This is a genomic window from uncultured Roseibium sp. (assembly GCF_947494555.1).
GTDB lineage: Bacteria > Pseudomonadota > Alphaproteobacteria > Rhizobiales > Stappiaceae > Roseibium.
Genome location: NZ_CANLVF010000002.1, coordinates 384,841 through 410,471, shown reverse-complemented (window position 1 = coordinate 410,471; position 25,631 = coordinate 384,841). Strand labels below are relative to the sequence as shown.

Here is a 25,631-nt window from a genome sequence, read left to right as displayed (position 1 = left end):
ACGCTGGTCAAAAACCCTGGCCGTAAAGACCGACAAATCTCGATAGTATTTTGGCTTTGGTTTCGCGATCAAAACCGTCATCGGCGAATATCTGTTTGATCGCGCGCCCCGCATCACTTTCCTCATCGAAAATGTAGGGAACATGTCCGCCGCACAGGGCTGTCATAAGAATGTTTGTCTTGTTTCCGCTGCCTGCCGGATGGTCAAAGTCAAGTAACCAAACGACATAAACGTATCTCACATTGCGGCGTAGTGCTTCGCGTTTTTCCCTGCTGTGGAAGTGCAGAACAATGCTCTCCGGCAAAGGTGAGTGACTGTGGAGTATCTCCTTGATGTCAACGTGCAGCCTGTGTTCGATAGAACTGTTTTTGCCGTCTTGAATACTGGACTCAGCAATGATTTCACCGATAAATACCCCGCCAGAACTCAAGGCGTCGGCGAGATTGACCGCCCGGTAGTTCTGGCAAGCCAATGCCGACTGGCTCATAAGAACCAGCATCGCGAGAACAAAGTATCCTGTTCCGCGCACAAATCGACAAAACACTTTCAGCACAATAATTTGCCTCGCATCAAAACACCGATTGATGCAATTCAGATTAAAACCTGAAACAGGCTGTTTTTGTGACTACACCTTCTGCATGACGTAGGAGCCGGGTGCGTCTTCCAGGACCTTCACCCGGTTTGCGCCCGGTTTGCGGGCTTTAACAACAGCGGCGTCGTTTTCCCGGATCCACTCATCCCAGTAGGGCCACCAGGAGCCCGGATGTTCCTCCGCGTTCTTGAGCCAGTTCTCGAGCGTTCCCTTTGCTTCTCCACCGGTCCAGAACTGGTATTTCTTCTTGGCGGGCGGATTGACGACACCTGCGATGTGACCCGAACCGGCAAGCACGTAACTGACAGGGCCGCCGAAGCAGCCGGACCCAAGGAAGACGGATTTAGGTGGCGCAATATGGTCCTCGCGCGTCGCCAGATTGAATATCGGGATCGTCACCCTAGAGAGGTCGAGCGTTTCACCACCTACAACCATTTCTCCCTTGGAGAGCCTGTTTTCCAGGTAGCAGTTGCGCAGATAAAAGGAATGGTTTGCTGCCGGCATACGGGTGGAGTCGGAATTCCAGTAAAGCAGGTCGAACGGGAAGGGCTCCTGGCCCTTCAGATAGTTGTTGACGACATAGGACCAGATCAGGTCGTTGGAACGCAGCATGTTGAATGCAGACGACATTTTCGAACCGTCAAGATAGCCTTGTTCCGCCATCCTTTTTTCCAGGTTCGAGATCTGCTCCTCATCGACAAACACCTTCAGATCACCCGCGAATGTAAAATCCACCTGGGTCGTGAAGAAGGTTGCAGTCTTAATGCGCTCATCCCCGGTCTGGGCCATATGGGCGAGCGTCACGGCAAGCAACGTGCCTCCGACGCAGTAGCCGATGGCGTTGACCTCTTCCTGCCGTGTGGCGAGCTTGATGACGTCAAGCGTGTTGAGGATGCCTTCCTTCATATAGTGTTCGAAGCTTTTCTGGGCTTGGCGCTCGTCCGGGTTCACCCATGAGATGACGAACACCGTGTGTCCCTGATCAACAGCCCATTTGATGAAGGATTTGTCGGGGTTGAGGTCGAGTATGTAGAACTTGTTGATCCAGGGCGGCACGATCAGCAAAGGGCGTTTCAGAACCTCTGTTGTCGACGGCGTATATTGGATCACCTGACAGACGTCGTTTTGCGCAATCACCTTGCCGGGGGTGTTCCCCAGATTGTCGCCGAGCTTGAACTTCGATGGATCAGTCTGCCGGATCTTGAGTTCGCCATGCCCCGACTTGAGATCCTCAACAAGGTGCTGCATGCCTTTCACGAGGTTTTCGCCGTTGCTCTCCATGGTCAGCCGCAGCAATTCCGGGTTTGTCAGGACAAAATTCGACGGTGACACTGCGTTGGCGATCTGGGTGACGTAGAATTCCGCTTTGTGCTTTGTGTGCTCATCGAGGCCCTGGGCTTCGTGAACCATGTCTTCAGCCCATTTGCTCGTAATGAGGTAGAGCTGCTTTACGAAGTCAAAGAACTGGTTGTTTTCCCAATCGGGATCGGCGAAACGCTTGTCACGCGGAGGTGTTGCGACCGCTGGTTCGGATTCTTCACCCATCATCCTCTTGAGCGATGAGTTCCAAAGATCGATATACCCGCTCCACAGTCTGGATTGCGCTTCGATCGCTCTTTGAGGGTCGGAGACCCAGTACTCTCCAACCTGTGCCAGGGTTTTCACAACGCCCGTCAGTTCGTCCGTCGACTCATGCTTTATTTCGCCCTTTTCACGCGGCTCCAGATAGGCAGCCAGCGCTTTGCCTGCCTGTTCCAGTGTTTTTGCCAGATTTTGAGCGAACGCCTCCGGATTGTTGATGATGTACTGCAACATCGGATGCGGGCGGTCGTCAGACATAGGTGGGGGTTCCTCCGGTGTTTTTTGCTCAACTGGCTGTCGCACGCGCCGAGAGCTTTTTTGGTGCGCTATCTCGTTATTATGTCGTCGGTATTTTTGCCTGCAGTCTATTTATGACACATGGAATAGACGGCGTCGATTGCAATTGGGGTTGATGGATCTTCCACTGGCTAGAAGAGATTCGTGACATTGAGATGTACCAATTATTTTTCTCCAGTGGCATGATTTTGCTCAAAACTCGGGAAAACCGGCGATACCGTCGGCACAGGGTCACGCGATCTGATAGCATTGTTGCAAGAGAACGCCGCGGTGTCACAAGCGGTTCGATCAAGGGAGCTGAGCTTTCGACATGTCTAGGACCCGAGCAGTCCTGTGCGTTGTTCTGACTTTTGCGCTATCGGCCTGCGGCATGGGGCCAGGCACCCCGCTTATCGTCGCGCTGAAGCGCGATCAATCCCAGCTGACCGGAAATGTGCCGAAACCCAAGGGATACGGCCCGCCAATCAGCACCGGAACATCCAGTGGTCTCATCAATCCCAAAGACAGAAAAGAAACCGAAGCGTATTTGGAATCGCTTGCTCCAAAGCAATAGTGCGGCGCTTCCGGTGCACAGACCTTGAAGGTGCGCCCATTGAGATCGGTATTGCGGTTTGAAGTTGCAGTTGGGTAGGGCCACCCGAACACGGAAAGCCTGCTGTCTTAGCTAAATCGTTTTAAGCCGGAAGGTCATTGAACCTGTCGGAATTGCATTTCAAAAAACATCCCAAAATTAGTTGGCTAGTTTCGTAAAGACGGATGCGAAATCGGTTTGAGGCTGCTAAAAGAGCCCCGCCAAACGCTCGATGCGCCGGTTCGGGCTGTCCAATCGCCAACTCGCAAGGATCTGCACCATGGAGGAATTCCATAAGATCAAACGGCTGCCGCCGTATGTCTTCGAACAGGTCAACCGCTTGAAGGCAAAAGCGCGTGCAGCCGGTGCGGACATTATTGATCTCGGCATGGGAAACCCGGATCTTCCCACACCGTCTCACATCGTCGAAAAGCTGACGGAGGTCGTGCAGGACCCGAGAACCCACAGATACTCGGCTTCCAAGGGCATCCAGGGTCTGCGTAAGGCGCAGGCGGCTTACTATGCCCGTCGCTTCGACGTGAAGCTGGATCCGGATACGCAAGTGATTGCAACGCTTGGTTCCAAGGAAGGGTTTGCGAATATGGCACAGGCCATTTCCGCACCCGGAGATGTGATCCTCAGTCCAAATCCGAGTTATCCGATCCACACTTTCGGTTTTCTGATGGCCGGCGCTTCGATCCGGAACATCCCGGCAGAACCGGGCCCGTCGTTTTTTGATGCCTTGGAGAGGGCGGTTATTCACTCCGTGCCAAAACCCATCGCGATCATATTGTGCTACCCGGCAAATCCGACGGCCTACTGCGCAGATCTTGATTTTTACAAGGACGTCGTCGCTTTTGCGCGCAAGCATGACATTTTCATTCTGTCTGATCTTGCCTATTCGGAAGTCTATTTCGGCGCAACGCCACCTCCTTCCGTGCTTCAGGTCCCGGGCGCTATGGACGTTACGGTTGAATTCACGTCTCTCTCAAAAACCTTTTCGATGCCGGGCTGGCGTATGGGCTTTGCGGTCGGCAATGAACGGCTTGTGTCAGCATTGGCGAGAGTGAAATCCTATCTCGATTATGGTGCGTTCACACCTATCCAGGTTGCGGCGACCGCAGCCTTGAACGGTCCGGAAGCGTGCATTGCCGAGACGCGTGCAGTCTACAAGAAGCGCCGGGACGTCGTCGTCGACAGCTTCGGGCGCGCGGGCTGGGATGTTCCGGCTCCGGAAGCAAGCATGTTCTGCTGGGCGCCCATACCGGAAAAGTTCAAAGCCATGGGAAGTCTCGAATATTCCAAACTTCTGCTGGAGCACGCGGATGTCGCGGTCGCGCCCGGTATCGGCTTTGGTGAACATGGCGACGAGTTTGTGCGCATCGGGTTGGTGGAAAACGAACAGCGCCTGCGTCAGGCCGCGAGAAATATTCGGCGCTTCCTTGAAACCGCAGACCAAAAGCTGCACAACGTCATCCCGCTGGAGACCTCCGGCTGAATCGAACTGAACTGGACAATTTATTTAATGGCCGAAGCATTGAAAGTTGGCGTCGCAGGCCTTGGCACGGTGGGCGCATCCGTCGTGCAACTTCTTGAAAAACACAGTGCACAAATCACCCGGAAAACCGGGCGGGACATTATGGTCACCGCGGTTAGTGCACGTGACCGGTCCAGGGACCGCGGCATCGACCTATCGTCCGTTCAATGGTTTTCCGATCCGGTTGAATTGGCCGAGAATGCGGATCTCGATGTCTTTGTTGAGTTGATCGGCGGGGACGCGGGGCCAGCGGAAGACAGTGTCAGGGCAGCGCTTCGGCGCGGCATCCATGTCGTTACCGCGAACAAGGCGCTCCTCGCGCGCCACGGTGTTGATCTTGCGGAAGTGGCCGAAGCACATAGGGCAAGCCTGAACTATGAGGCGGCCGTGGCAGGCGGTATTCCAATCGTCAAGACTTTGCGCGAATCCATGACCGGCAACGACATAAGCCGCGTTTACGGGATACTGAACGGCACCTGCAACTACATCCTGACCCGTATGGAAGCTGAAGGGATCAGTTTCGAAGACTGTCTTGCCGATGCCCAACGCTTGGGATACGCCGAAGCGGATCCGACATTCGATATCGAAGGCAACGACACAGCGCACAAGCTTGCGATCCTGACCAGCCTTGCCTTCGGGACGAAGATCTCCAGCGGCAACATTTTTATGGAGGGCATTACCTCCATCACGACGGCGGATATTCAGGCGGCGGATGAACTCGGATTTCGGATCAAGCTTCTGGGTGTCGCGCAGCGCACAGACACCGGAATAGAGCAGCGCGTGCACCCGACTATGGTGCCCAAGTCATCAGCGATCGCAAGGATCGACGGCGTGTTGAACGCAGTTGCGGTCGATGGCGATTATGTCGGCGAAGTTGTCCTGGTCGGCCCCGGCGCCGGCGGTAATGCGACGGCCTCGTCGGTGGTTGCCGATATTACCGACATCGCACGCGGAGACAAAGCGCATGTGCTTGGAATGCCGGCTTCCGATTTGAAGGAATACGAGCGCGCCAGGATGCGGCTCCACGAAGGCGGCTATTACATTCGCCTGTCTGTGTACGATCGTCCCGGTGCGTTCGCTGAAATCGCGCGCTGCATGGGTGAAGCCGGGATCTCGCTGGAGTCCATTGTTCAAAAGCGAAACCCGGCGGAAGAGACACCAGCAAAATTTGACGCCGATCTGCCTCAACCTGTCATCTTGATCACGTATGAAACGACCGAAGTCGCGATCAAGGAAGCATTGGATGTGATCATGTCCAAGGGTGTTGTTGCTGAACAGCCTCACATGATCCGAATTGAGAAGTTGAATTGACAAGTTAAGACTCGTCCCTGCACCGCGAGGGCGAAAGACTGGAGATTTTGATGTCCGATACCGAAAATCAGCCGTCGAGTGGACTGGACCGGATTTTGACCCTGGAGCTGGCCAGGGTCAGCGAAAGAGCGGCCGTTTCTGCAGCACGGCTGCGCGGTCATGGCGACGAAATGGCAGCTGATCAGGCAGCAGTGGACGCGATGCGGCGAGAATTGAACCGTCTCCCGATCGACGGAACCGTGGTGATTGGTGAGGGCGAGCGCGACGAAGCACCGATGCTCTATATCGGTGAAAACGTCGGAACGAAGCAGGGACCAAAGGTGGACATTGCTCTCGACCCGCTCGAGGGAACGACGATCTGCGCCAAGAACCTGCCGAATTCACTTGCGGTTATTGCACTTGCTCCGGCAGGAGACCTCCTGAACGCTCCCGACAGTTATATGGACAAGATCGCGATTGGTCCTGGTTATCCTGACAATCTCATTGATCTCGATGCACCGATCGCTGACAACATTGCAGCAGTTGCAAAGGAAAAGGGCGTCGCAGTTCACGAGGTGACGGCCTGTGTTCTCGATCGTCCCAGGCACGCGCGTCTGATCGAGGACATTCGCGCAACCGGTGCTGCCATTCGTCTGATCGGTGATGGTGATGTTGCCGGTGTCATTCACACGACCGACTCGGAAGAGACGGGTATCGATATTTATGCCGGAATTGGCGGCGCTCCTGAGGGCGTGCTAGCAGCGGCCGCGCTCAGGTGCATTGGCGGTCAGATGCAGTCGCGACTTGTTATCACGCGTGATGAACAGGTTGAGCGGGCACACCGGATGGGGATCGAAGACATCAAGAAAAAGTATACGCTGGAAGAAATGGCGGGTCCGGATGTGCTCTTCGCCGCGACGGGCGTTACTGATGGCAATTTCCTGCAAGGCGTCCGCTTTGGCCGCGAGCATATCACGACGCATACGGTCGTGATGCGTTCTTCGACCGGTACCGTCCGCTACATCAAGGCGCAAAGCACGGATCTGGAAAAGTTTCACCTGGACTGAGGTGCGGATGCGGCGGGTTGTGAATGCTCGAGAAATCTGACGAAGAGGGTAGGCGGCTCGTTCTCGGGGTCGCCCGTTCCGCAAATGACAATGCGTGGCGCGAGAGGCTGAGCGCTGCCGAGTCCCGAAAAGCCATGGCAATCGCCCAACTTCACGGATTGCCGGATGTTCTGGCACGTGTTCTCGCAGCGCGCGGCGTGAGCCAGGACGATGCTCCTGAGTTTCTGGAGCCTTCTCTCAAGTCCCTGATGCCGGATCCGTCCAGCCTGGAGGATATGGATGCGGCGGTCACAAGACTGGCCGATGCGCTGCAGTCAGGCAAGAAAATCGCGATCTTCGGCGACTACGATGTCGACGGTGCGACTTCGTCAGCTGTGCTTGCCAAATACCTTCACTGGTTGGGACAGGAACCTGTCATCCACATCCCGGATAGGATTATCGAAGGGTACGGTCCGAACGGACCTGCGATCGAACATCTACGCGAAAGCGGCGCTGAGCTTCTTGTGACAGTGGATTGTGGCAGCACCTCTTTCGAGGCCTTCGAGACAGCGCGAAAACTAAACCTCGATGTGGTTGTCATAGATCACCACCAGGTCGGTGAAGATCTGCCTGAGGTGATTGCGCTCGTGAACCCGAACCGGCAGGACGATCTTTCCGGACAGGGACATCTCGCGGCAGTGGGCGTCACATTCCTTTTTCTTGTTGGCCTGAACAGGGAGCTGCGCAGGCGAGGTGCGTTTGACGGGAGGCAACAACCGGATCTGATGGCGCTTCTGGATCTCGTTGCTCTCGGTACCGTTTGTGACGTCGTTCCGCTCCAAGGGCTGAATCGTGCCTATGTCACGCGCGGACTGGCAGTTATGCACCAGCGCAGGAATTACGGCCTGACAGCGCTCGCGGATGTTGCTCGCGTCAACGGAAAGCCGGTTCCCTATCACCTGGGATTTCTGATCGGCCCGCGGATCAATGCCGGCGGGCGCATTGGCGATGCGGCGCTAGGTGCGAGGCTCCTGACCACCGAAGATCCCCATGAGGCGCGATCCATCGCCGAAAGGCTCGATCTTCTGAACAGCGAACGCCAGGCAATGGAAGCGCATATGCTCGAAGAGGCCGGTACTCAGGCCAGTTTAATGATCGACGCACGCGATCCCGCCGTGCTGTTGACGGGGTCCGACGACTGGCATCCAGGTATCGTCGGATTGATCGCGGCCCGTTTGAAAGAAGCTCATCGAAGGCCTGCTTTTGCAATCGCTTATGATGCAAGCGGGAAGGGAACGGGGTCAGGGCGCTCCATACCAGGTGTCGATCTGGGTCGGGCGGTCCGCGAGGCGGTTGAAAACGGTCTTCTGGAGAAAGGCGGCGGTCACGCGATGGCCGCAGGGCTCACTGTTCGTCGTGAAAAGACAGACGATCTTGAAGACTTCTTCAACGAATCTCTTAATAAAGATGTCGAAGACGCTACCAGAAATAGAGAAATCAAGATTGATGCAGCCTTGACTGCGACAGGGGCCACTTTGGATTTGCTTGAACTCCTGGAAAAGGCCGGACCTTATGGTGCGGGCCATTCCGAACCGGTCTTTGCCTTTCCTATGCATCGCATCGCATTCGCTGATGTGGTCGGAAAAGGCCATGTCCGCGCAACGTTGAACTCTGGTGACGGTTCGCCTTTGAAAGCCATTTGCTTCAAGGCGGACGACAAGCCTCACGGAAAAATGCTGCTTGAGGGAAGAGGACGCAACCTTCATGTCGCCGGCACACTTTCCATCGACACCTGGCAGGGAACACCGAAAGTTCAGCTGAGGATCCTGGACGTCGCAGACCCACAGAAAATCAGGCATTGAGTGCCGGTCGCGAAAGGCGCCATTAACCAAACTCTAAGGGTCCTGACATAGCGTTGCCTTACGAAGGAATCGTGAGGAACAGGCATGCGCGCTCAGAATGAGCTTTCGCCCTATTTTGCGGAGATAGACAAGCGGACGGACAATGCGCTTCGTGGCATCCGTGAGGTGCGGCGCTCGGCAAAACTCAAGGCTCTCCCGGCTGACCCAAAAGGCGTCGCACCCGGCACCGCGTTTCTTGTTGCCTGCGCCACCTTTGTAGGCTTTTTCCTCGACTGAAATCACAAACACAAAACGCTTGAAATTGACTGAAACTCCGCCTTAAGTCTGGTGTTACGATCGGCGGAGAACATCGATTCCATGACGAATTATTCAATATCGCTATGGTCTTACAACCTGAGCCGCGCTCCTGCCAGTGTTGCCGCGCTTGCAGATGAGCTGGAACAGGGCCTCGCGAAGGCGTCCGACGAGGGCGCAAAGCTGCTGATGCTTCCCGAATATTTCGTCGAGTGTTGCCTTGCCTTCAAACCGGAGGGTTTGCCGGCGGATCAGGAAATGGATTTTCTTGCTGAAACCGGCCAGGAGCTCTTGGACCTTCTGGCGCCCCTGCCGACGAAATACGGTGTCTCGCTTCTGGCGGGGTCAATGCCCGTAAAAACTGGTGACCGGATAACCAACACAGCTTACCTGCTTGCCAATGACGGCCGGATCATTCGCCAGGACAAGTTATGCCTGACACCGTTTGAGCAGGATCCGGAAACCTGGTTCCTGACCCCGGGCAATCGACTTCGCGTTTTTGAACTCGACGGCATCAGGATGGCGATCCTGATCTGTCTGGATATCGAGATGGCGGCGCTCAGCTCGCTGCTTGCTAAGGAACAACCGGATCTTTTGCTGGTGCCATCCATGACTGAAAAGCTGTCCGGCTACCATCGCGTTTATGGATGCGCCAAGGCACGCGCCGTGGAACTCATGTGTGCGGTTGCGGTCTGTGGTGTCGTCGGCAGGTCTGCCGGAACGACGCAGAACGAAACGAATGTCTCCGGAGCCGCGCTCTACTTACCGTGCGAAGAGGAATTCGGTTTCAACGGCGTTGCGGCGGAATTTTCACCGACGGACGGAAAAGATCGCGAGGAACCTTACCTCGTCTGTTCGGTGCCAGCCGCACAATTGCGCCAGTTGCGAGGCGGAAAAGCTGAGGTGTGGCCAGGCGCATGGAGCGCGGACCACGTCTCGATTTACTGTGATGATTCACCGGAAATTCATTCGAAAGCGTGAATATTAGTGCACAAAGTGCGCTTATTGCTGGACGGCATAAGCAAAAATGATTATATCGCTGCCAATCCAGTAAAGGACCGGACATGAGTCTCGCGAAGTCGTATACAGCAGGGGATGCAACCTGGCTGCAAAGCTTTGTCGGTTTGTTTTTCAAACCGACGCGCTTGCAGATTGCGGCCTTGTGCGTGCGGCCGGGCGAAACGGAAAATGAAATTCTTCTGGTTTCGACGCGCGACACAGGCCGGCTTATTTTGCCCAAAGGCTGGCCGGAACCGCACCAGCAGGCATACGAGACCGCTTCAACGGAAGCCTATGAAGAGGCCGGTGTCCTCGGGCAAGCCGATACACGTCCAATGGGCACCTTCCGGTCGTATAAAGGGCTGGGAAACGGTTCGAAAATTCGCACGAAGGTCATGGTGTTCAAATTGCAGTTTGAAAAGCAACTGAAGACGTTTCCCGAGATCGGGCAAAGGCAATGCCACTGGGTACCGTTTTCCAAAGGCATCGAGCTGGCCGACGAATACGCGCTCAAGCGGTTCTTGCGTCGACACCGGATGGAAATTGCCTGATGTTCGGGCCATTGCCGACTGTTCGAAGCCTGTCCATCTCACCTGCGCACCAGCACTACCCGTCCGATTAAGAGAAACTGAAGCAGCGCCCATCGACTGGTTCAATCGGCGAGCGTCGCATTTTCACTAGCGACTGCTCGCCTGGGTGGCCAGTTGACTGGACTGCTCGAGTTCCAAGTGCGCCCAGACGGGTAGGTGGTCAGAGGCAATCCGGGCAGTTTTGGACTTGTGAACACCGGCTTTGCGGACTTTGAATTCCGGACTTGTGATGATCCGGTCGAGACTGCCAACTGGCATCGGGCTCGGGAAACTGCGCCCGGGTGTCGTCACTTCATAGCGCTCTTCGAACAGCTTAAGGCTTCGCGCCGAATCGCGCCATTCGTTCAGATCTCCGATGAGGACGGTCGGGAGATAGTCCAGATCCTCGTGCAACTGGTGCATCAAAGAGGTGATCTGCTTCTTTCGAAAGTGGCCGACAAGGCTCAGATGCATGGCGGCGACGCGGATAGGGGTTCCGTCAATGTCGAGATCCACAGCAACCGCGCCGCGTGGCTCAAGTGTCGGAAGCTCGATCTTGCGAAAATCCAGAATGCCGATCTTTTTGCGTAAAAGGATTGCGTTGCCATGCCAGCCCAGGCTGCTCGAGCCATTTGAAAACGGGACAGGATGGTAGTCGGTCTGCTCGAGAATATGATCCCGGTTCAACGTGCTTTCGCGTGGCCCGAATCGCTTGTCGGCTTCCTGCAAGGCAAGAATGTCGCAATTCAGCTCCTGAATAACCTTGAGAGTCCGCTCCGGCTTGCGGCGTGCGTCCAGTCCGATAGCTTTTTGAATGTTGTAGGAACCGATTTTAAGCATGGCGGGAAGAGTGGCGGATTTTGTATCTAATTTGCAAGTAAACGCTTTGACAGATTCGCTTTTGGGCCGAAATCAAAAGCAGCGCTGTGAATACCAGACAAACATGAAAAAAGAACCCTCGTGAGCAAGGTCCCGAGGGTTCCTGGAAAATCCAACGGGCAGGGCAGTTATGCCGCCGTCAGCTCTTGTGCGGATTGAACAAGCAGTCCGGACACATAGTCCATGAACGACACCCATGCCTCGACCACGAACGTGTCGGCTCCCGTGCGCCAGATCATCACCGGTGACTTGTGAAAGATCGTTCTGGAGACAGTGCCGACGGGAAACTCCTCAATCGAGAAATCGACAAAGATCCCTGTGTTCAGCAGCCAGACTGCTTTTTCTCCACTTACAATGATCGCCTCGGATCTTTCCGAAATGTCGACAAGCGCATGGGGCTGATCGCCAAGTGCGGTTTCAATGGTCTCAAAGAGCGTTTCCAGATCTTCTTCAGGCGCAAGGAGGGTCCATTCGTCGGGGCCCATCCAGAGCGCCGCACGCTTGGCGCCGATTTCGCTGGACAAAGGTTGCGTGGGAAGCGGCACGCCAAAGGCTGTCCCGGCATTCGCCAATGCAGCTTCCCGCGCCCGGAACGAAAGCCGGGCAATGGGAGCAGCCTTCAAGATGGACACATCGGATTGGCTCAGAAGAGGGCTGACGCCTGCATCGGGCGTAATCAGATCATTTGCTAGAACGTCAGACATTTATCCGCGCTCCTTCCTTGTCATAGAAAACAGGGCCCGTAACCTCCACGGAAATGCTCCTGTCCGGCATTGGTACATAAAGCGTTTTGCCATCAAGAGCGTGTCCGTTTTTCACCACCGCCAGAGCGATCGTGCGGTCAAGGGCCGGGCTGAAATAGGACGATGTCACGTGACCTTCCGCCGGTGTACCTGTCGCCGGGTTTTCTGCGGTTGTGATCTGCGCACCCTCTTCCAGCTTCACCTTGGGATCCTTGGTCAGCAGCCCGACGAACTGCTTGCGGTTTTCTGACACAAGATCAGGGCGCTCAAGCCCGCGTTTGCCGACGAAGTCGTGTTTCTTCTTACCGATTGCCCAGGTCATTCCGGCGTCTTGTGGCGTCACGGTGCCATCCGTATCCTGCCCGACGATGATGTAGCCCTTTTCGGCACGAAGCACGTGCATGGTCTCCGTACCGTAACTGGTGCCGTCATGCTTTTCGATTTCCTTTGCAAGCGTCTCCCACATCATTTTGCCGTGCCGGCGGGGGACGTTAATCTCAAAACCGAGTTCGCCCGTGAAGGAAATCCGGAACAACCGGCAGGGCACGCCGCAGAAAGTGGCTTCCTTGACGCTCATATGCGGGAAGGCTTCGTTGGAAAGATCAATGCCTTCGATAAACGGTGCGATTACCTCGCGCGCCTTCGGCCCCTGAACCGCCGCGACGGCATACTGCTCCGTCGTCGATGTGATCCAGACATCGAGGTCCGGCCATTCGGTCTGGAGGTAGTCTTCCATTGTCGCAAATACGCTCGGTGCGCCACCGGTCGTGGTCGTGACGTGGAAACGGTCGTCTGCCAAACGGCCAATAACGCCGTCGTCGGTGATGAAGCCGGCGTCGTTCAAAAGCAGGCCGTAGCGACAACGGCCGGGCGCAAGTTTCTTCCAGGGATTGGTGTACATCCTTTCCAGGAATTCGGCTGCATCGGGGCCGACGACCTCGATCTTTCCAAGCGTTGACGCATCGAAGAGACCGACGCTTTCACGCACCGTCTTGCACTCGCGCGCGACAGCCGCGTGCATGTCTTCACCGCTTTTGGGAAAATACCAGGTTCTCTTCCATTGGCCGACGTCCTCAAAGACACCGCCATTGTCGACAACCCAGTCGTGCGAAGGCGTTTTGCGGACCGGATCGAAGAAGTCGCCGCGTGCAACGCCTGCGAAAAGCCCGAATGTCGTTGGCGTGTAGGGGAGACGGAACGTTGTCAGGCCGACATCCGTCACAGGCCGTTCAAGTGCGCCGGAAGCGATCTGAAGCGCATTCATATTCGAAAGCCGGCCCTGGTCGGTTGCCATTCCGGTTGTCGTGTAGCGCTTGATGTGCTCGATCGACTGCATGCCCTCGCGCACCGCCAGCTTGACGTCTTTTGCTGTAACGTCGTTCTGGTAGTCCACGAATGCCTTGACCTTTGACGCGTTGCGGTCGTGGGGCAGGGCACCGAGCGTGCCACCTTCACCGGCTTCACCACCGCTCGCGGCTGCATAAGTGACTTTCTTGGATGTTCCGATCGCGGCCTTCGCAGCTTCCTCGCCAGCGGCGTACCCGTCCTCAAGGGTCGCCTGCAATCCGTAGAGGCCCTTGGCGCCGCCGACCGAGCGTTCTTTCTGGACGGACTTTCCAGGAACATACGCGCCACTGTCGGCATCCCAGACGACTTTGCCGCGAGATTGAGAATAGAGACTGACGGTGGGCGTCCAACCACCGGACATCAACAGAGCGTCACATTCAACCTGGCCGCCGGACGCAACTTGCCCGGAGGTCATCAATCGACCGAGAAGTGCCGACTTGATGCGTTTCCGACCAAGTGTCCCGGTTATTACGCAGCCAGCTTCCACCCGTATGCCACGTGCCTTGGCAATCGCGACAAGGCTTTCGGGCGGAACCTCCCGCATCTCGATGATTGCGGCAATTTCAACACCATGATCATCAAGGTCGAAAGCAGCCTGCCACGCGGTATCGCAAGCCGTTGCGACAACCACCTTGTGACCGACCTTCACACCATACCGGTTCAGATAAGTCCGGCCCGCCTCTGCGAGCAGAATCCCCGGCCGGTCATTCTCGGGAAAGACCATGGGCCGTTCGATCGCCCCGGAGGCAATCACAACTTCCTTTGCCCGAACCTGCCAAAGGCGTTCGCGCGGAAGCTTGGGATCCGGGCTTGCAAGATGTTCCGTCACCCTTTCGGCGAGCGCGATGTAATTGTGCGCGAAATAACCGAATGCGGTCGTGCGCGGCAACAGCGTGACGTTGTCCATCGCGCCAAGCCTTGCAATTGTTTCGGCCACCCAATCGGAAGGGGCCATGCCGTCAATGCTTGCATTAGCTTCTGTCAGAAGCGATCCGCCGAATTCCGACTGTTCGTCGCAAAGGATTACCTTGGCACCGCTTTCCGCCGCCGCAAGAGCTGCCGACAGTCCGGCAGGTCCTGATCCGGCAACCAACACATCGCAATGGGCGTAGAGATTGCCGTAAGAATCGTGATCTGGGTTTTTAGGGGGCTTGCCGAGACCCGCCGCGGCTCGGATGACAGGTTCGTAGACCTTGTCCCAGAACGACTTCGGCCACATGAATGTCTTGTAGTAGAAGCCCGCCGGAAAAAACATCGAGAGGCGGTCATTCACCGCTCCGACGTCGAAACCGAGCGAAGGAAACCGGTTCTGCGAAATCGCTTCGAGACCCTGGTAAAGTTCGACTTGGGTCGCGCGCAGGTTCGGCGTCTGATCACCGTTGCGATAGATTCCCACAAGCGCGTTCGGTTCTTCCGAACCGGCTGTGACGATGCCGCGTGGGCGGTGGTACTTGAAGGACCTGCCGACCAGATGAATACCGTTTGCAAGCAGTGCAGACGCAAGCGTATCGCCCTTGTGACCCTGCATCTCCTCACCGTCGAAGGTGAAGGTGAATTGCTCGGACCGATCGATCCGGCCGCCTTTTTCTGTACGGAACGGCTGGCTCATTTGCCGGCCTCCTTGGCAAGCTCTTCAAGGTCCGGCATCGGTTCACCGGCCTTGTAAAATTTCAGGAAATCGTCGCTGACCGTGTTCCGGACAGCGTTGAAAAAGCGACCGCACCCGTGAATGTGGCGCCAGCGCTCAACATAGACACCCTTGGTGTTGCTGCGCATATAGAGGAAGTTCACCCAATCCTCGTCGCTTGTCTGTGCCGGGTCGGCAGGCCGTGCGATATGTGCCTCGCCACGGCAGGAAAACTCTGTTTCCGGACGCGAAACGCCGCAATAGGGGCAGTAAACCAGCAGCATCTGATGAAATCTCCCCTAGTGCGCGACGGCGGCTGCTGCCGCTTCGTCGATAAGGCGTCCGGTGCGGAACCGGTCGATTGTGAAAGGTGCGTTGATCCGGTGCGGTTCGTCTTTGGCGATTGTGTGCGCAAAGACGTGACCCGACCCTGGAGTTGCTTTGAAGCCGCCAGTGCCCCAGCCGCAATTGACGTAAAGCCCCTGAACCGGGGTTTTCGACAATATTGGCGAGCGATCGGGCGTCACATCGACGATGCCGCCCCAGTTCCGCAACATCCGCATCCGCCGGAATTGCGGGAAGAGCTCACAAATCGCGTCGATCGTGTGATTGGAGATGTGTATGCCGCCAGTTTGCGAATAGGAAATGAACTGATCCGTGCCGGCGCCGATCACCAGTTCGCCCTTGTCGGATTGCGAGATGTAGGCGTGGATCGTGTTGGACATGACGACGCATGGAAATGCAGGCTTTACAGGTTCCGACACCAGTGCCTGGAGCGGGAAGGATTCAAGCGGCATTCGAACACCCGCCATATCCATCACGGTCGAGGTGTGTCCGGCCGCAACAACACCGATCTTTTTGGCCTTGATGAAACCTTTGGACGTTTCGACACCCTCAACGGCACCGTCCTGACCGCGCCTGATGCCGGTGACGGCGCAGTTCTGGATAATATCGACACCCATGTCGTCCGCGCCGCGCGCATAACCCCAGGCCACCGCATCGTGTCTGGCGGTGCCACCGACGCGCTGAAGGGCCGCGCCCATGACCGGATAACGGATATTCTTGGAGATGTTGAGTGGCGGGCAATATTCCTTGGCCTTTTCGGGCGTCAGCCATTCATTTTGCACGCCTGCGAGCCGGTTCGCGTGGATATGCCGTTGCGCAACCTGTATGTCATGCACCGTGTGCGCCAACATCATGACACCGCGTGCGGAATACATGACGTTGTAGTTCAATTCCTGAGAAAGGCCGTGCCAGAGACCGATCGCGTGATTGTAGAGCGCAGCGCTTTCTTCCCAGAGATAGTTGGAACGCACAATTGTCGTGTTCCGCCCGGTGTTTCCGCCTCCGAGCCAGCCTTTTTCGATGACCGCAACGTTCCGAACGCCGTGTTCCTTGGCGAGATAGTAGGCCGTCGCAAGACCGTGGCCGCCTGCACCGACGATGACAACGTCGTATTCGGCCTTGGGCTCGGGCGAGCGCCATTGACGCCCCCAATTCTGGTGCGCGGAAAAGGCGTTCTTGGCCAGTTCCAGGAAGGAATAACGCTTCATAAAGCAGCGGCTCCGCACGTTTCATGCCGGGTTCCGACCTGGAAAATGGCATGACTTGGTGAAATTTCAGATCGCGACCATACCGATGCGGTTTGGGTCCGTCCATTGCCCGGCATAATCACGATTGCACCTGCCGGTGCGTATCAGGTTTCGGTCGCCTCATTGTCAGAAAACGACATGAGTGTCGTACACCGCGCGGCCATTCGAAGCAGCGGATGCTTTTGACGATCCATGTGACCGCTATTCACAGTTCCACGAGGCCGGCAAACGGACATTTTTCTGCACGATGCGCGCAATCCAAACAACTGACGTCGTTTCGGATCTTGCAATTCAATCAAGGGCCGGTAACTCTCCGGGGAAGACAAATCAGGGAGGTTCATCCATGGAAGTTCGTGCAGCTGTGGCAGTGGGTGCCGGAAAACCGCTAGAAGTCACCAAGGTAAATCTCGAAGGCCCACGCGCGTTCGAAGTTCTGGTGGAGGTGAAAGCCACCGGCATTTGCCACACGGACGAGTTCACGCTCTCAGGTGCCGACCCGGAAGGACTGTTTCCGGCGATCCTGGGGCATGAAGGAGCAGGTGTTGTTGTCGAAGTCGGTCCGGGCGTCACAACGCTCAAGCCGGGCGACCATGTCATTCCGCTTTACACACCCGAGTGCCGCAATTGCGAATATTGCCTCAACCCGAAGACAAACCTGTGTCAGGCAATCCGTTCGACCCAGGGGCAGGGACTTATGCCGGACGGATCGTCCCGTTTCACCACGCTGGATGGCGATCCGATCCTCCACTACATGGGCACGTCGACATTTGCCAATTACACCGTTGTTCCGGAAATCGCCCTGGCGAAAATCCGGCCGGATGCACCGTTTGACAAGGTTTGCTACATCGGTTGCGGCGTAACGACCGGCATTGGCGCGGTCATCAACACGGCCAAGGTGGAAGAAGGCTCACGCGCGATCGTCTTCGGGCTCGGCGGCATTGGCCTGAACGTTATCCAGGGCCTGCGTCTTGCCGGTGCCGACCAGATCGTCGGTGTTGATCTCAACCCGGCGAAAGTCGAAATGGCGACGCGTTTCGGGATGACCGATTTCGTCAATCCGTCTGAGGTCGAGGGAGATCTGGTGCCGTATCTGGTGGACCTGACCAAGGGTGGTGCGGACTATACATTCGACGCGACAGGTAATGTGTCGGTGATGCGGGCAGCTCTGGAATCAGCCCACAAGGGTTGGGGCGAAAGCATCATCATCGGTGTGGCACCTGCAGGTGCCGAGATCGCAACCCGTCCGTTTCAGCTGGTGACGGGTCGCTCCTGGCGCGGGACGGCCTTCGGCGGTGCACGCGGGCGCACGGACGTGCCGAAAATTGTCGACTGGTACATGGACGGCAAGATCGAGATAGATCCGATGATCACTCACACCATGCCGCTTGAGGACATCAATAAGGGCTTCGATCTGATGCATGCCGGCGAATCGATCCGTTCGGTCGTGCTTTATTGATCTCGGCGGGCCGGATTATCCCGGCCTCGTCCCCTGTGCTGTTTTCTCCACGCCAGCCTCACGTGCGCGGAGCTGCAGGATTCTCACTCGTAGGCGCCGCAGCTGGCCAAGGCATTTGGCTCTGCAACTTCTCAACTCGATAGGAACGTCATGAAAACCATCTCCGAGAACAAAGCTTTCGGCGGCGTCCAGGGTGTCTACAGCCACGCATCCCAAGCGTGCGGTTGCGAGATGACTTTTGCCGTCTACATGCCGCCGCAGGCGCAGGAAGGTCCAGTGCCGTGCCTTTGGTATCTGTCGGGCCTGACCTGTACGCATGAAAATGCGATGACCAAGGCGGGGCTCCAGGCACATGCCGCGGAATTCGGCCTGGCCGTTGTATTCCCTGACACCAGTCCGCGCGGCGAGGAGATCGCCAATGATGAGGCCTATGATCTCGGTCAGGGTGCCGGTTTCTATGTGAATGCGACCGAGGAACCGTGGGCGCCGCACTTTCAGATGGAAACCTACGTCGCCAGTGAACTTCGTGATCTGGTAACGGAAAATTTTGCGGTTTCAGTTCACCACGGCATTACCGGTCATTCCATGGGCGGGCACGGGGCGATAACGCTGGCCATGAAGTATCCCGGGCAATATCAATCCCTGTCTGCTTTTGCGCCCATCTCCAACCCGGCAGCATCCGACTGGGGCAAAAAGCAGCTCGGTGCTTATCTGGGACCCGATGAGAGCCTCTGGCACGGCCATGATGCGTCGTTGCTCTTGCGAGAAAAGGTGTGGGTAGGCGACGTACTCGTTGATCAGGGGGCTGATGATCAATTCTTCGACCTCTTAAGGCCGGGTGCACTATCCGACGCCCTTATTGAAACGAAAACAGCACATTGCTACCGGCTGCAGGAAGGCTACGATCATTCCTATTACTTCGTCGCGACTTTTGCGCGTGATCATGTTGCCTGGCACGCCGAACGGCTGAAAGGGTAAGCGCCTAGACCGGCGTCAGGCGTCCCGCTGCGTAATCCGGAAGGCACCAAGCGCAAGCGCAAGCCACCCGACAATCAACAACATGCCACCTATCGGAGCTGCCATTGGGAACAATCTGCTCTCCAGAAAGGCGCGGCTGAAGAGGTCTCCGCAAAAGAGTGCAAGCCCGCAGGCAAGGCACAGCGCTGTAAAGGGAAGCAAAAGCACTCTGCGCGACTGCGCCAGAATTCCGATCCCCAGAAACACAGGCGCGTGGAACATCAACATACGCGCTGCTGTTCCAAGTGTGTTGGAATCACCTGCGTGTGCCGCGAGTGCAAGCGATAAGATACCAATCGCCCCGGTAAGACCGCTAATCGCAAGACAGAACCGCAAGAGTCTTGCGGTCGGTGCTGGTGGCGGCGCCATCGGTTTGATCATAATTCGTCCCTGAATGTTAAAAACCGGCCGGAAATGATCCGGCCGACCGATATTCAGGACGCAAACCCGCGTTTTTTCAAGAGGGCATCGATTTGCGGCGGTCGCCCCCTGAACGCGACATAGGTTTCTTCGGGATCCGGGAGCCCGCCGGCGGAGTAGATATGAGTGTGCAGTCTTTCGGCGACCTCGGGATCGAAGATATCGTCGGCTTCCTTGAAAGCCCCGAAGGCATCTGCATCCATGACTTCGGACCACATGTAGCTGTAATACCCGGCCGAATAGCCGTCTCCTGAAAAGACGTGTTGGAAATGCGGGATGCGGTGACGCATCGTGATTGCGTCGGGCATCCCGATCTTGTCGAGTTCCGTATCCTCGAATGAAGCAAGATCGATATCGCCGGGAGCATCAAGGAGATGCAATTCCAGGTCCATCAGGGCCGATGCGGTGTATTCGACCGTGGCAAAACCCTGGTTGAAATTCGTAGCTGCAAGAAGCTTCTTCAGAAGCTCCGGCGGCATCGTCTCGCCGGTCTTGTAGTGCGTTGCGAATCTGGAAAGCACCTTCGGCTCGGAAAGCCAGTGCTCGTAGAGTTGCGACGGCAGTTCGACAAAATCGCGAACGACGCTTGTTCCGGAAATCATCGGATAAGTGACGTTGGACAAAAGACCGTGCAACCCGTGTCCAAACTCGTGAAACAGCGTGCGGGCATCGTCGAAAGTCAGAAGCGTTGCCTCTCCTGGCGCGCCTTTCGAGAAGTTCATCACATTCACGATGATGGGGGCGATCTCGCCGTCAAGCTTGTGCTGCGACCGGAACGCAGTCATCCAGGCACCCGAGCGTTTGGAAGGTCTGGCGAAATAGTCACCAAGGAAGAGACCGACATGGTTGCCTGATGCATCAAATACTTCGAAAACGCGCACGTCCGGATGGTAGACGGGCATACCGCGGAGTTCCTTGAAGGTTACGCCGAAAAGCCGGGTTGCCGTATCGAAGGCTGCAAGGATTATATTCTCCAGCTGCAGATAGGGCTTTAATTCTGCCTCATCGAGATCGTGTTCTGCCTTGCGGACCTTCTCCGAGTAGTAGCGCCAGTCCCAGGCTTCAATCGTGTGATTTTCGCCTCCACGCGCGGCTATTTCGGCCAGTTTTGCCTGCTCGTCACGTGCCTGTGCAACCGCCGGCTCCCAGACCTTGGTCAGCAGGTCGCGGACATTGTCAGGAGTCTTGGCCATCGTGTCTTCGAGTTTGAAGGCAGCGAAGTTTTCATAGCCAAGCAGCTTCGCCTTTTCCGCGCGCAGAGCGAGTGTCTCCGCGATGATCCTTTCATTATTGGTGTCGCCGTCGCGCTCCCCGCGTGCGCTCCAGGCTTTGAACGCTTCTTCGCGCAGCCGCCGGTTGGTTGAGAACTGCAGGAAAGGCTCGATGCTGGATCTTGAAAGAGTAATGACATGCTTGCCGTCATGTCCTCGTTCGCGCGCTGCTTCGGCTGCGGATGTCAGAAGAAAGTCCGGAAGGCCCGCACGGTCCTCTTCCGTTTCAAGGACGAGTTGATATTCCGATTCGTCTTTTAGGATGTTCTGGGAGAAATTCGTGCCGAGCGTTGCCAGACGTTGCGAGATTTCCGCCATTCGCGCTTTTCCGGCAGGATCAAGGCCCGCGCCGGCACGCTGAAACATCTTGTGGTACCGCTCGAGAACCTTGGCGTCTTCCGCGTTGAGGCCAAGCGTGTCGCGCTGGTCCCAGAGCGACGCAATGCGCTTGAATAGCTTTTCATTCAAAAGCAGCTCGGAGGAGTGCTTGGCTAGCTTGGGAGCGACGTCGCGCTCGATCTTCTGAAGTGTTTCGTTCGTATCGGCGCTGGTAAGATTAAAGAAAGTGCGTGCGACCTTGGTCAGTTGATCACCGGACTTCTCCAGAGCTGCGATGGTATTTTCGAAAGTCGGTTCAGAGGGCTGTTCCGCAATCTTGTCGCTTTCCGCTCGCGCTTCCGACATGGCGCTTTCAAACGCATCGTCGAAATGACCCGGTTCGATTTTGTCAAACGGCGGAAGCTCGAAAGGCGTTGTCCATTCGGCAAGCAGCGGGTTGATCGTCATGGAGATCCTCAAACATCAGAATTCAGGTATGGGAAGATATGGAGAGCTCGTGCAAATCAGCCAAGAGCAAATATGCGATCGTTGCAAAAAGGTAATCCGCAGAGGTTAAGACAAAACGCTTCTTCGAACGCTTCAAAGGACTGGAGTGTTCAACGAATAGGGCCTTGTGCATTTGGCGTTGCCGAAGACTACCGATCGTAAGACAGCGCTTTTGCGAGGCGAGGGGTGAACAACGCGGTTCGAGGCTGGCTTGCCGGTTCACGGCCTACCACATGCTTTTTGCCGCGCGTCCCGGCCAATCCTCATCATAGGTTTTTCCGTCGAAGCTCGATTTGATCTCCTGCATGATCATGCCGGGCGATGGGAGATTGGCCTTTGGTACCTGATTGTCCGGTTGCCACAGCCCGGCACGCATGATCGCCCGCGCACATTGAAAATAGACTGTTTCGATGGTGATCGCGATCACGGAGCGAGGACACTTGCCGTCGCGCTCAAACGATTTGAGCAGGTCAGGCTCAATTGAAATCCGGGCAGTGCCATTGATGCGCAAGACATTGTTCCAGCCCGGGATCATGAACATGAGCGCAACCCGTGGGTCACGAACAATGTTGCGAAGCGAATCGATGCGATTGTTGCCGCGTCTGTCCGGGAGCAGCAAGGTCCTGTCATTTTCTATCCTCACAACGCACCCGTCATCACCGCGCGGGGAACAGTCGAGTCCTTCAGGACCACAGGTCGACAAGGCGCAGAAGGACGAAGTTTCAACAATCCTTCTGTAGGCGGGGCTGAGATGGTCAATTTCCTTGATGAGCGAGGCTTCTCCAACATCACCATATTGTTCGTGTAACTGCTCAAGCGACTCAATGAAGTTCATGCAAAGGATCCCGATGAAACCATTGGTGAAATTTTCGGCAATTGCACATTAGCTTCGCGGTTTCGCGCGCGTCAATTTGGTTGATCACAACCTCTGAGATGCAATCGCGTGCAACTTTGGTCTAAGTAGCTGAAGACATTCCGCAAATTACCTGATTGGTCAGGGAAATATTGCATTGCCAAAATGACATTCTCTAAAGCATTGTTTGCTAGAAGAAAAATGCGTGCTGCAATGCAATATATTTGGAGATTTGTTAAGAGTTTTTTGCCGTGAATACTGCGAAAGTCTAACGCGGTTGTAAGTAGAGGCGATCCGATAGTCGTATTGCTGATTTGCAATGACTTTTTCTACAGTCCTCCGAGCTTGCGGTTTTGGCGTTGAGGAGCCGGTCTCCCGGTCGGGGAACAGTCCAGAATTGCTTGCCGCTGTACAGCGAACGCAGGTGCGTCCGACGGGGGCGCACCGTGCCTTTCTGGGAGGAAAGTATGAGCTTAATTCGTAAACCCCTTAATCGTCGTTCCATCCTGCGCGCTGGCGCATTGGGAGGTACTGCCCTCGCAATGCCCACGATCTTTACCAGCCGTGCATGGTCCGCTGGTTATCTCAACGAGCCAACCGGTTCGACGGTGACACTGGGTTTCAACGTTCCACAAACCGGCCCCTATGCTGACGAAGGGGCTGACGAGCTGCGCGCTTACCAGCTGGCTGTCGAGCACCTGAATGGTGAAGGCGACGGCGGCATGCTGAACACGTTCTCGTCAAAAGCTTTGAAGGGGAACGGTATCCTCGGCAAAAAAGTCGAGTTCGTCACGGGTGATACGCAGACCAAGTCCGATGCGGCGCGTGCGTCCGCGAAATCCATGATCGAAAAAGACGGTGCGATCATGATCACCGGCGGTTCGTCCTCCGGTGTGGCTGTTGCGGTACAGGCGCTCTGCCAGGAAGCCGGCGTGATTTTCATGGCCGGTCTGACCCACTCCAACGACACCACCGGTAAGGACAAGAAGGCCAACGGTTTCCGTCACTTCTTCAACTCCTACATGTCAGGCGCCGCATTGGCTCCGGTTCTGAAGAACGCATATGGTGACGACCGCAAGGCCTACCACCTGACCGCAGACTACAACTGGGGTTACACGACCGAACAGGCCGTGCGCGAGTCGACCGAAGCTCTGGGTTGGGAAACCGTGGAAACGGTCAAGACGCCTTTGGCGGCGACCGACTTCTCCGCCTACATCACACCGGTGCTGCAGTCGGACGCTGATGTATTGGTTCTGAACCACTACGGCGGCAACATGGTGAACTCGCTGACCAATGCGGTTCAGTTCGGTCTCCGTGACAAGCAGGTGAACGGCAAGAACTTTGAAATCATCGTTCCGCTGTACTCTCGCCTGATGGCAAAGGGTGCCGGCGAAAACGTTAAGGGTATCTTCGGGTCCACCAACTGGCACTGGTCGCTTCAGGATGAAGGCTCCAAAGCATTCGTTCAGTCCTTCGGCCAGAAATACGGCTTCCCGCCGAGCCAGGCTGCGCACACCACCTACGTTCAGGCTCTCCTTTACGCGGATGCGTGTGAGCGTGCAGGCACGTTCAACCCGTGTGGCGTTGTCGAGGCTCTTGAAGGCTTCGAGTTCGATGGTCTTGGTAACGGCAAGACACTGTACCGTGCCGAAGATCACCAGTGCTTCAAGGACGTCCTTGTCGTGAAGGGTAAGGAAAACCCGAGCTCGGCCTTCGACCTTCTCGAAATCGTCGAAGTGACGCCGGCAGCTCAGGTCACCTATCCGCCGGATCACCCGCAATTCGCGGGCGGTGCATTGGGTACCTGTAACCCGGGCGCTTGAGTCTGTCGAAATTGAAGGGACAGGGCGGTCATCGCCCTGTCCTGTTTATGTGAATTCAAGCGCGGTTGGGGGAACGCGACGCGCGCAGATCATCCGAGTTGAGAGCGATGGACGCGATACTTCTGCAAATTCTGAACGGTTTGGACAAAGGCTCGGCATATGCACTGATCGCCCTTGGCTTGACCCTTATTTTCGGAACGCTTGGCGTGGTCAACTTCGCGCATGGCGCGCTGTTCATGATCGGGGCTTTCTGTGCGGTCACGTTAAGCCGCCTCCTGTCTTTGTCTTTCGTGACGATTGACGAGACACAGAAAGACTTTCTGGGTAATCCGCTAAAAGTCGAAACGCCCTATGTGGAAGCGTGGTTCGGGCCGCAAACCGGATCGGCAATCATAGACTGGGCTGTCCCGCTCGCGATCCTCTTTTCCATACCGATCATGGCCCTGGTCGGCCTGTTCATGGAACGGGGCCTCATCAAGTATTTCTACAAGCGTCCTCATGCGGATCAGATCCTGGTGACCTTCGGCCTTGCCATCGTCCTTCAGGAAATCATCAAATACTTCTTCGGCGCGAACCCGATTCCGACACCGGCTCCGGACGTCTTTTCCGGTAGTCTGGATTTCGGAGCACTGGTGGGGATGGATCCCAATGTGATCATCTACCCCTACTGGCGGATCGTGTACTTCCTCTTTGCAGCCGCAATCGTGGGCGCTGTCTTCGCCTTTCTTCGGTTCACGACTTTCGGGATGGTCGTTCGAGCGGGCATGGCGGACCGACAGACCGTCGGGCTCCTTGGCATTAACATCGACAAGCGTTTTACAGTCATGTTCGCGCTTGCGGCGGTCGTCGCCGGGCTTGCAGGGGTTATGTACGCGCCGATCAATTCGCCGAATTACCATATGGGAATGGACTTTCTCGTCCTGAGCTTCGTCGTCGTGGTTGTCGGCGGAATGGGCTCGCTGCCAGGAGCTGTTCTCGCGGGGTTCGTTCTTGGAATTCTTGAGAGTTTCGCCTCCATGGCGCAAGTCGTCGCGCTGCTGCCCGGCATCAACCAGATCATCATTTATCTTGTTGCAATCGTGATCCTCCTGACCCGTCCACGGGGTTTGATGGGCCGCAAGGGCGTTATGGAGAGCTAAG

22 protein-coding genes are annotated in these 25,631 nt (G+C 56.2%); 12 read left to right on the top strand and 10 right to left on the bottom strand.

Annotated elements, in window-relative coordinates; all coding sequences use genetic code 11:
* Positions 1-7 precede the first annotated feature (7 nt).
* A complete protein-coding gene (locus tag Q0915_RS10435) occupies positions 8-553 on the bottom strand; it encodes a hypothetical protein (RefSeq protein ID WP_299544270.1) in 546 nt (181 codons plus the stop codon).
* Positions 554-625: 72 nt separating this feature from the next.
* Entirely contained in the window at positions 626-2,431 is a 1,806-nt protein-coding gene (gene phaC, locus Q0915_RS10430; protein ID WP_299471074.1) for a class I poly(R)-hydroxyalkanoic acid synthase, read from the bottom strand.
* Positions 2,432-2,780: 349 nt separating this feature from the next.
* Between phaC and Q0915_RS10425 the strand changes: the two genes are divergently transcribed.
* The 8 genes from Q0915_RS10425 (at position 2,781) to Q0915_RS10390 (ending at position 10,620) form a co-directional block, all read left to right on the top strand.
* A complete protein-coding gene (locus tag Q0915_RS10425; RefSeq protein ID WP_299471072.1) occupies positions 2,781-3,023 on the top strand; it encodes a hypothetical protein in 243 nt (80 codons plus the stop codon).
* Between the two features lie 298 nt (positions 3,024-3,321).
* Positions 3,322-4,539, top strand: a complete 1,218-nt coding sequence (locus Q0915_RS10420) for an LL-diaminopimelate aminotransferase (protein WP_299471069.1) — start codon at positions 3,322-3,324, stop codon at positions 4,537-4,539.
* 27 nt (positions 4,540-4,566) lie between these two features.
* A complete protein-coding gene (locus tag Q0915_RS10415) occupies positions 4,567-5,889 on the top strand; it encodes a homoserine dehydrogenase (protein ID WP_299471067.1) in 1,323 nt (440 codons plus the stop codon).
* A 50-nt stretch (positions 5,890-5,939) separates the two neighbouring features.
* Positions 5,940-6,935: a class II fructose-bisphosphatase gene (glpX, locus tag Q0915_RS10410; RefSeq protein ID WP_299471065.1), complete on the top strand. Its 996-nt coding sequence runs from the start codon at positions 5,940-5,942 to the stop codon at positions 6,933-6,935.
* Between the two features lie 23 nt (positions 6,936-6,958).
* Entirely contained in the window at positions 6,959-8,776 is a 1,818-nt protein-coding gene (gene recJ / locus Q0915_RS10405) for a single-stranded-DNA-specific exonuclease RecJ (protein ID WP_299471063.1), read from the top strand.
* Positions 8,777-8,860: 84 nt separating this feature from the next.
* Positions 8,861-9,052 (top strand): hypothetical protein, encoded by a 192-nt coding sequence (locus Q0915_RS10400; RefSeq protein WP_299471061.1) that lies wholly within the window; start codon positions 8,861-8,863, stop codon positions 9,050-9,052.
* 81 nt (positions 9,053-9,133) lie between these two features.
* Positions 9,134-10,051, top strand: a complete 918-nt coding sequence (locus Q0915_RS10395; protein ID WP_299471059.1) for a nitrilase-related carbon-nitrogen hydrolase — start codon at positions 9,134-9,136, stop codon at positions 10,049-10,051.
* Between the two features lie 83 nt (positions 10,052-10,134).
* Entirely contained in the window at positions 10,135-10,620 is a 486-nt protein-coding gene (locus tag Q0915_RS10390; protein WP_299471057.1) for an NUDIX hydrolase, read from the top strand.
* Positions 10,621-10,746: 126 nt separating this feature from the next.
* On the opposite strand, the gene Q0915_RS10385 is transcribed toward Q0915_RS10390, so the two are convergent.
* The 5 genes from Q0915_RS10385 to Q0915_RS10365 all read right to left on the bottom strand — a co-directional run bounded on the left by Q0915_RS10385 (position 10,747) and on the right by Q0915_RS10365 (position 16,787).
* Positions 10,747-11,478, bottom strand: coding sequence for an endonuclease/exonuclease/phosphatase family protein (locus Q0915_RS10385; RefSeq protein ID WP_299471055.1), 732 nt, complete (start codon positions 11,476-11,478; stop codon positions 10,747-10,749).
* A 167-nt stretch (positions 11,479-11,645) separates the two neighbouring features.
* On the bottom strand, positions 11,646-12,221 hold the full coding sequence (locus tag Q0915_RS10380; RefSeq protein WP_299471053.1) for a sarcosine oxidase subunit gamma family protein: 576 nt from the start codon (positions 12,219-12,221) through the stop codon (positions 11,646-11,648).
* On the bottom strand, positions 12,214-15,216 hold the full coding sequence (locus Q0915_RS10375; RefSeq protein ID WP_299471051.1) for a sarcosine oxidase subunit alpha family protein: 3,003 nt from the start codon (positions 15,214-15,216) through the stop codon (positions 12,214-12,216). The genes Q0915_RS10380 and Q0915_RS10375 overlap by 8 nt, the downstream gene beginning before the upstream one ends.
* Complete coding sequence (locus tag Q0915_RS10370) at positions 15,213-15,518, bottom strand: sarcosine oxidase subunit delta (protein ID WP_299471049.1); 306 nt, start codon at positions 15,516-15,518, stop codon at positions 15,213-15,215. The genes Q0915_RS10375 and Q0915_RS10370 overlap by 4 nt, the downstream gene beginning before the upstream one ends.
* A 15-nt stretch (positions 15,519-15,533) precedes the next feature.
* Positions 15,534-16,787 (bottom strand): sarcosine oxidase subunit beta family protein, encoded by a 1,254-nt coding sequence (locus Q0915_RS10365; protein ID WP_299471047.1) that lies wholly within the window; start codon positions 16,785-16,787, stop codon positions 15,534-15,536.
* 382 nt (positions 16,788-17,169) lie between these two features.
* Here Q0915_RS10365 and Q0915_RS10360 point away from each other — a divergent pair, with 382 nt between their 5' ends.
* Together Q0915_RS10360 and fghA are read left to right on the top strand one after the other, a co-directional pair.
* Entirely contained in the window at positions 17,170-18,282 is a 1,113-nt protein-coding gene (locus tag Q0915_RS10360) for an S-(hydroxymethyl)glutathione dehydrogenase/class III alcohol dehydrogenase (RefSeq protein ID WP_299471045.1), read from the top strand.
* Between the two features lie 150 nt (positions 18,283-18,432).
* The gene (gene fghA, locus Q0915_RS10355; RefSeq protein ID WP_299471043.1) at positions 18,433-19,260 is read left to right on the top strand and encodes an S-formylglutathione hydrolase; all 828 of its coding nucleotides are present in this window, start codon (positions 18,433-18,435) and stop codon (positions 19,258-19,260) included.
* A 15-nt stretch (positions 19,261-19,275) separates the two neighbouring features.
* Here fghA and Q0915_RS10350 read toward each other — a convergent pair whose 3' ends face one another.
* The 3 genes from Q0915_RS10350 to Q0915_RS10340 form a co-directional block, all read right to left on the bottom strand.
* Positions 19,276-19,680: a DUF423 domain-containing protein gene (locus Q0915_RS10350; RefSeq protein ID WP_299471041.1), complete on the bottom strand. Its 405-nt coding sequence runs from the start codon at positions 19,678-19,680 to the stop codon at positions 19,276-19,278.
* A gap of 53 nt (positions 19,681-19,733) precedes the next feature.
* A complete protein-coding gene (locus tag Q0915_RS10345) occupies positions 19,734-21,776 on the bottom strand; it encodes a M3 family metallopeptidase (RefSeq protein ID WP_299471039.1) in 2,043 nt (680 codons plus the stop codon).
* Between the two features lie 265 nt (positions 21,777-22,041).
* The gene (locus tag Q0915_RS10340; RefSeq protein WP_299471037.1) at positions 22,042-22,650 is read right to left on the bottom strand and encodes a pyridoxamine 5'-phosphate oxidase family protein; all 609 of its coding nucleotides are present in this window, start codon (positions 22,648-22,650) and stop codon (positions 22,042-22,044) included.
* 485 nt (positions 22,651-23,135) lie between these two features.
* Here Q0915_RS10340 and Q0915_RS10335 point away from each other — a divergent pair, with 485 nt between their 5' ends.
* Positions 23,136-24,491 (top strand): substrate-binding protein, encoded by a 1,356-nt coding sequence (locus Q0915_RS10335; RefSeq protein ID WP_299471035.1) that lies wholly within the window; start codon positions 23,136-23,138, stop codon positions 24,489-24,491.
* Positions 24,492-24,598: 107 nt separating this feature from the next.
* Positions 24,599-25,630: a branched-chain amino acid ABC transporter permease gene (locus Q0915_RS10330; RefSeq protein ID WP_299471034.1), complete on the top strand. Its 1,032-nt coding sequence runs from the start codon at positions 24,599-24,601 to the stop codon at positions 25,628-25,630.
* Position 25,631: the final 1 nt, after the last annotated feature.

What these genes read in the sequence shown, in the direction of transcription:
- phaC (WP_299471074.1), bottom strand. Translation starts at nt 2,431, where the DNA reads ATGTCTGACGACCGCCCGCATCCGATGTTGCAGTACATCATCAACAAT.
- recJ (WP_299471063.1), top strand. Translation starts at nt 6,959, where the DNA reads ATGCTCGAGAAATCTGACGAAGAGGGTAGGCGGCTCGTTCTCGGGGTC.
- fghA (WP_299471043.1), top strand. Translation starts at nt 18,433, where the DNA reads ATGAAAACCATCTCCGAGAACAAAGCTTTCGGCGGCGTCCAGGGTGTC.
- Q0915_RS10385 (WP_299471055.1), bottom strand. Translation starts at nt 11,478, where the DNA reads ATGCTTAAAATCGGTTCCTACAACATTCAAAAAGCTATCGGACTGGAC.
- Q0915_RS10415 (WP_299471067.1), top strand. Translation starts at nt 4,567, where the DNA reads ATGGCCGAAGCATTGAAAGTTGGCGTCGCAGGCCTTGGCACGGTGGGC.
- Q0915_RS10360 (WP_299471045.1), top strand. Translation starts at nt 17,170, where the DNA reads ATGGAAGTTCGTGCAGCTGTGGCAGTGGGTGCCGGAAAACCGCTAGAA.
- Q0915_RS10420 (WP_299471069.1), top strand. Translation starts at nt 3,322, where the DNA reads ATGGAGGAATTCCATAAGATCAAACGGCTGCCGCCGTATGTCTTCGAA.
- Q0915_RS10340 (WP_299471037.1), bottom strand. Translation starts at nt 22,650, where the DNA reads ATGAACTTCATTGAGTCGCTTGAGCAGTTACACGAACAATATGGTGAT.
- Q0915_RS10335 (WP_299471035.1), top strand. Translation starts at nt 23,136, where the DNA reads ATGAGCTTAATTCGTAAACCCCTTAATCGTCGTTCCATCCTGCGCGCT.
- glpX (WP_299471065.1), top strand. Translation starts at nt 5,940, where the DNA reads ATGTCCGATACCGAAAATCAGCCGTCGAGTGGACTGGACCGGATTTTG.
- Q0915_RS10380 (WP_299471053.1), bottom strand. Translation starts at nt 12,221, where the DNA reads ATGTCTGACGTTCTAGCAAATGATCTGATTACGCCCGATGCAGGCGTC.
- Q0915_RS10395 (WP_299471059.1), top strand. Translation starts at nt 9,134, where the DNA reads ATGACGAATTATTCAATATCGCTATGGTCTTACAACCTGAGCCGCGCT.
- Q0915_RS10390 (WP_299471057.1), top strand. Translation starts at nt 10,135, where the DNA reads ATGAGTCTCGCGAAGTCGTATACAGCAGGGGATGCAACCTGGCTGCAA.
- Q0915_RS10330 (WP_299471034.1), top strand. Translation starts at nt 24,599, where the DNA reads ATGGACGCGATACTTCTGCAAATTCTGAACGGTTTGGACAAAGGCTCG.
- Q0915_RS10370 (WP_299471049.1), bottom strand. Translation starts at nt 15,518, where the DNA reads ATGCTGCTGGTTTACTGCCCCTATTGCGGCGTTTCGCGTCCGGAAACA.
- Q0915_RS10365 (WP_299471047.1), bottom strand. Translation starts at nt 16,787, where the DNA reads ATGAAGCGTTATTCCTTCCTGGAACTGGCCAAGAACGCCTTTTCCGCG.
- Q0915_RS10375 (WP_299471051.1), bottom strand. Translation starts at nt 15,216, where the DNA reads ATGAGCCAGCCGTTCCGTACAGAAAAAGGCGGCCGGATCGATCGGTCC.
- Q0915_RS10345 (WP_299471039.1), bottom strand. Translation starts at nt 21,776, where the DNA reads ATGACGATCAACCCGCTGCTTGCCGAATGGACAACGCCTTTCGAGCTT.
- Q0915_RS10400 (WP_299471061.1), top strand. Translation starts at nt 8,861, where the DNA reads ATGCGCGCTCAGAATGAGCTTTCGCCCTATTTTGCGGAGATAGACAAG.
- Q0915_RS10425 (WP_299471072.1), top strand. Translation starts at nt 2,781, where the DNA reads ATGTCTAGGACCCGAGCAGTCCTGTGCGTTGTTCTGACTTTTGCGCTA.
- Q0915_RS10350 (WP_299471041.1), bottom strand. Translation starts at nt 19,680, where the DNA reads ATGATCAAACCGATGGCGCCGCCACCAGCACCGACCGCAAGACTCTTG.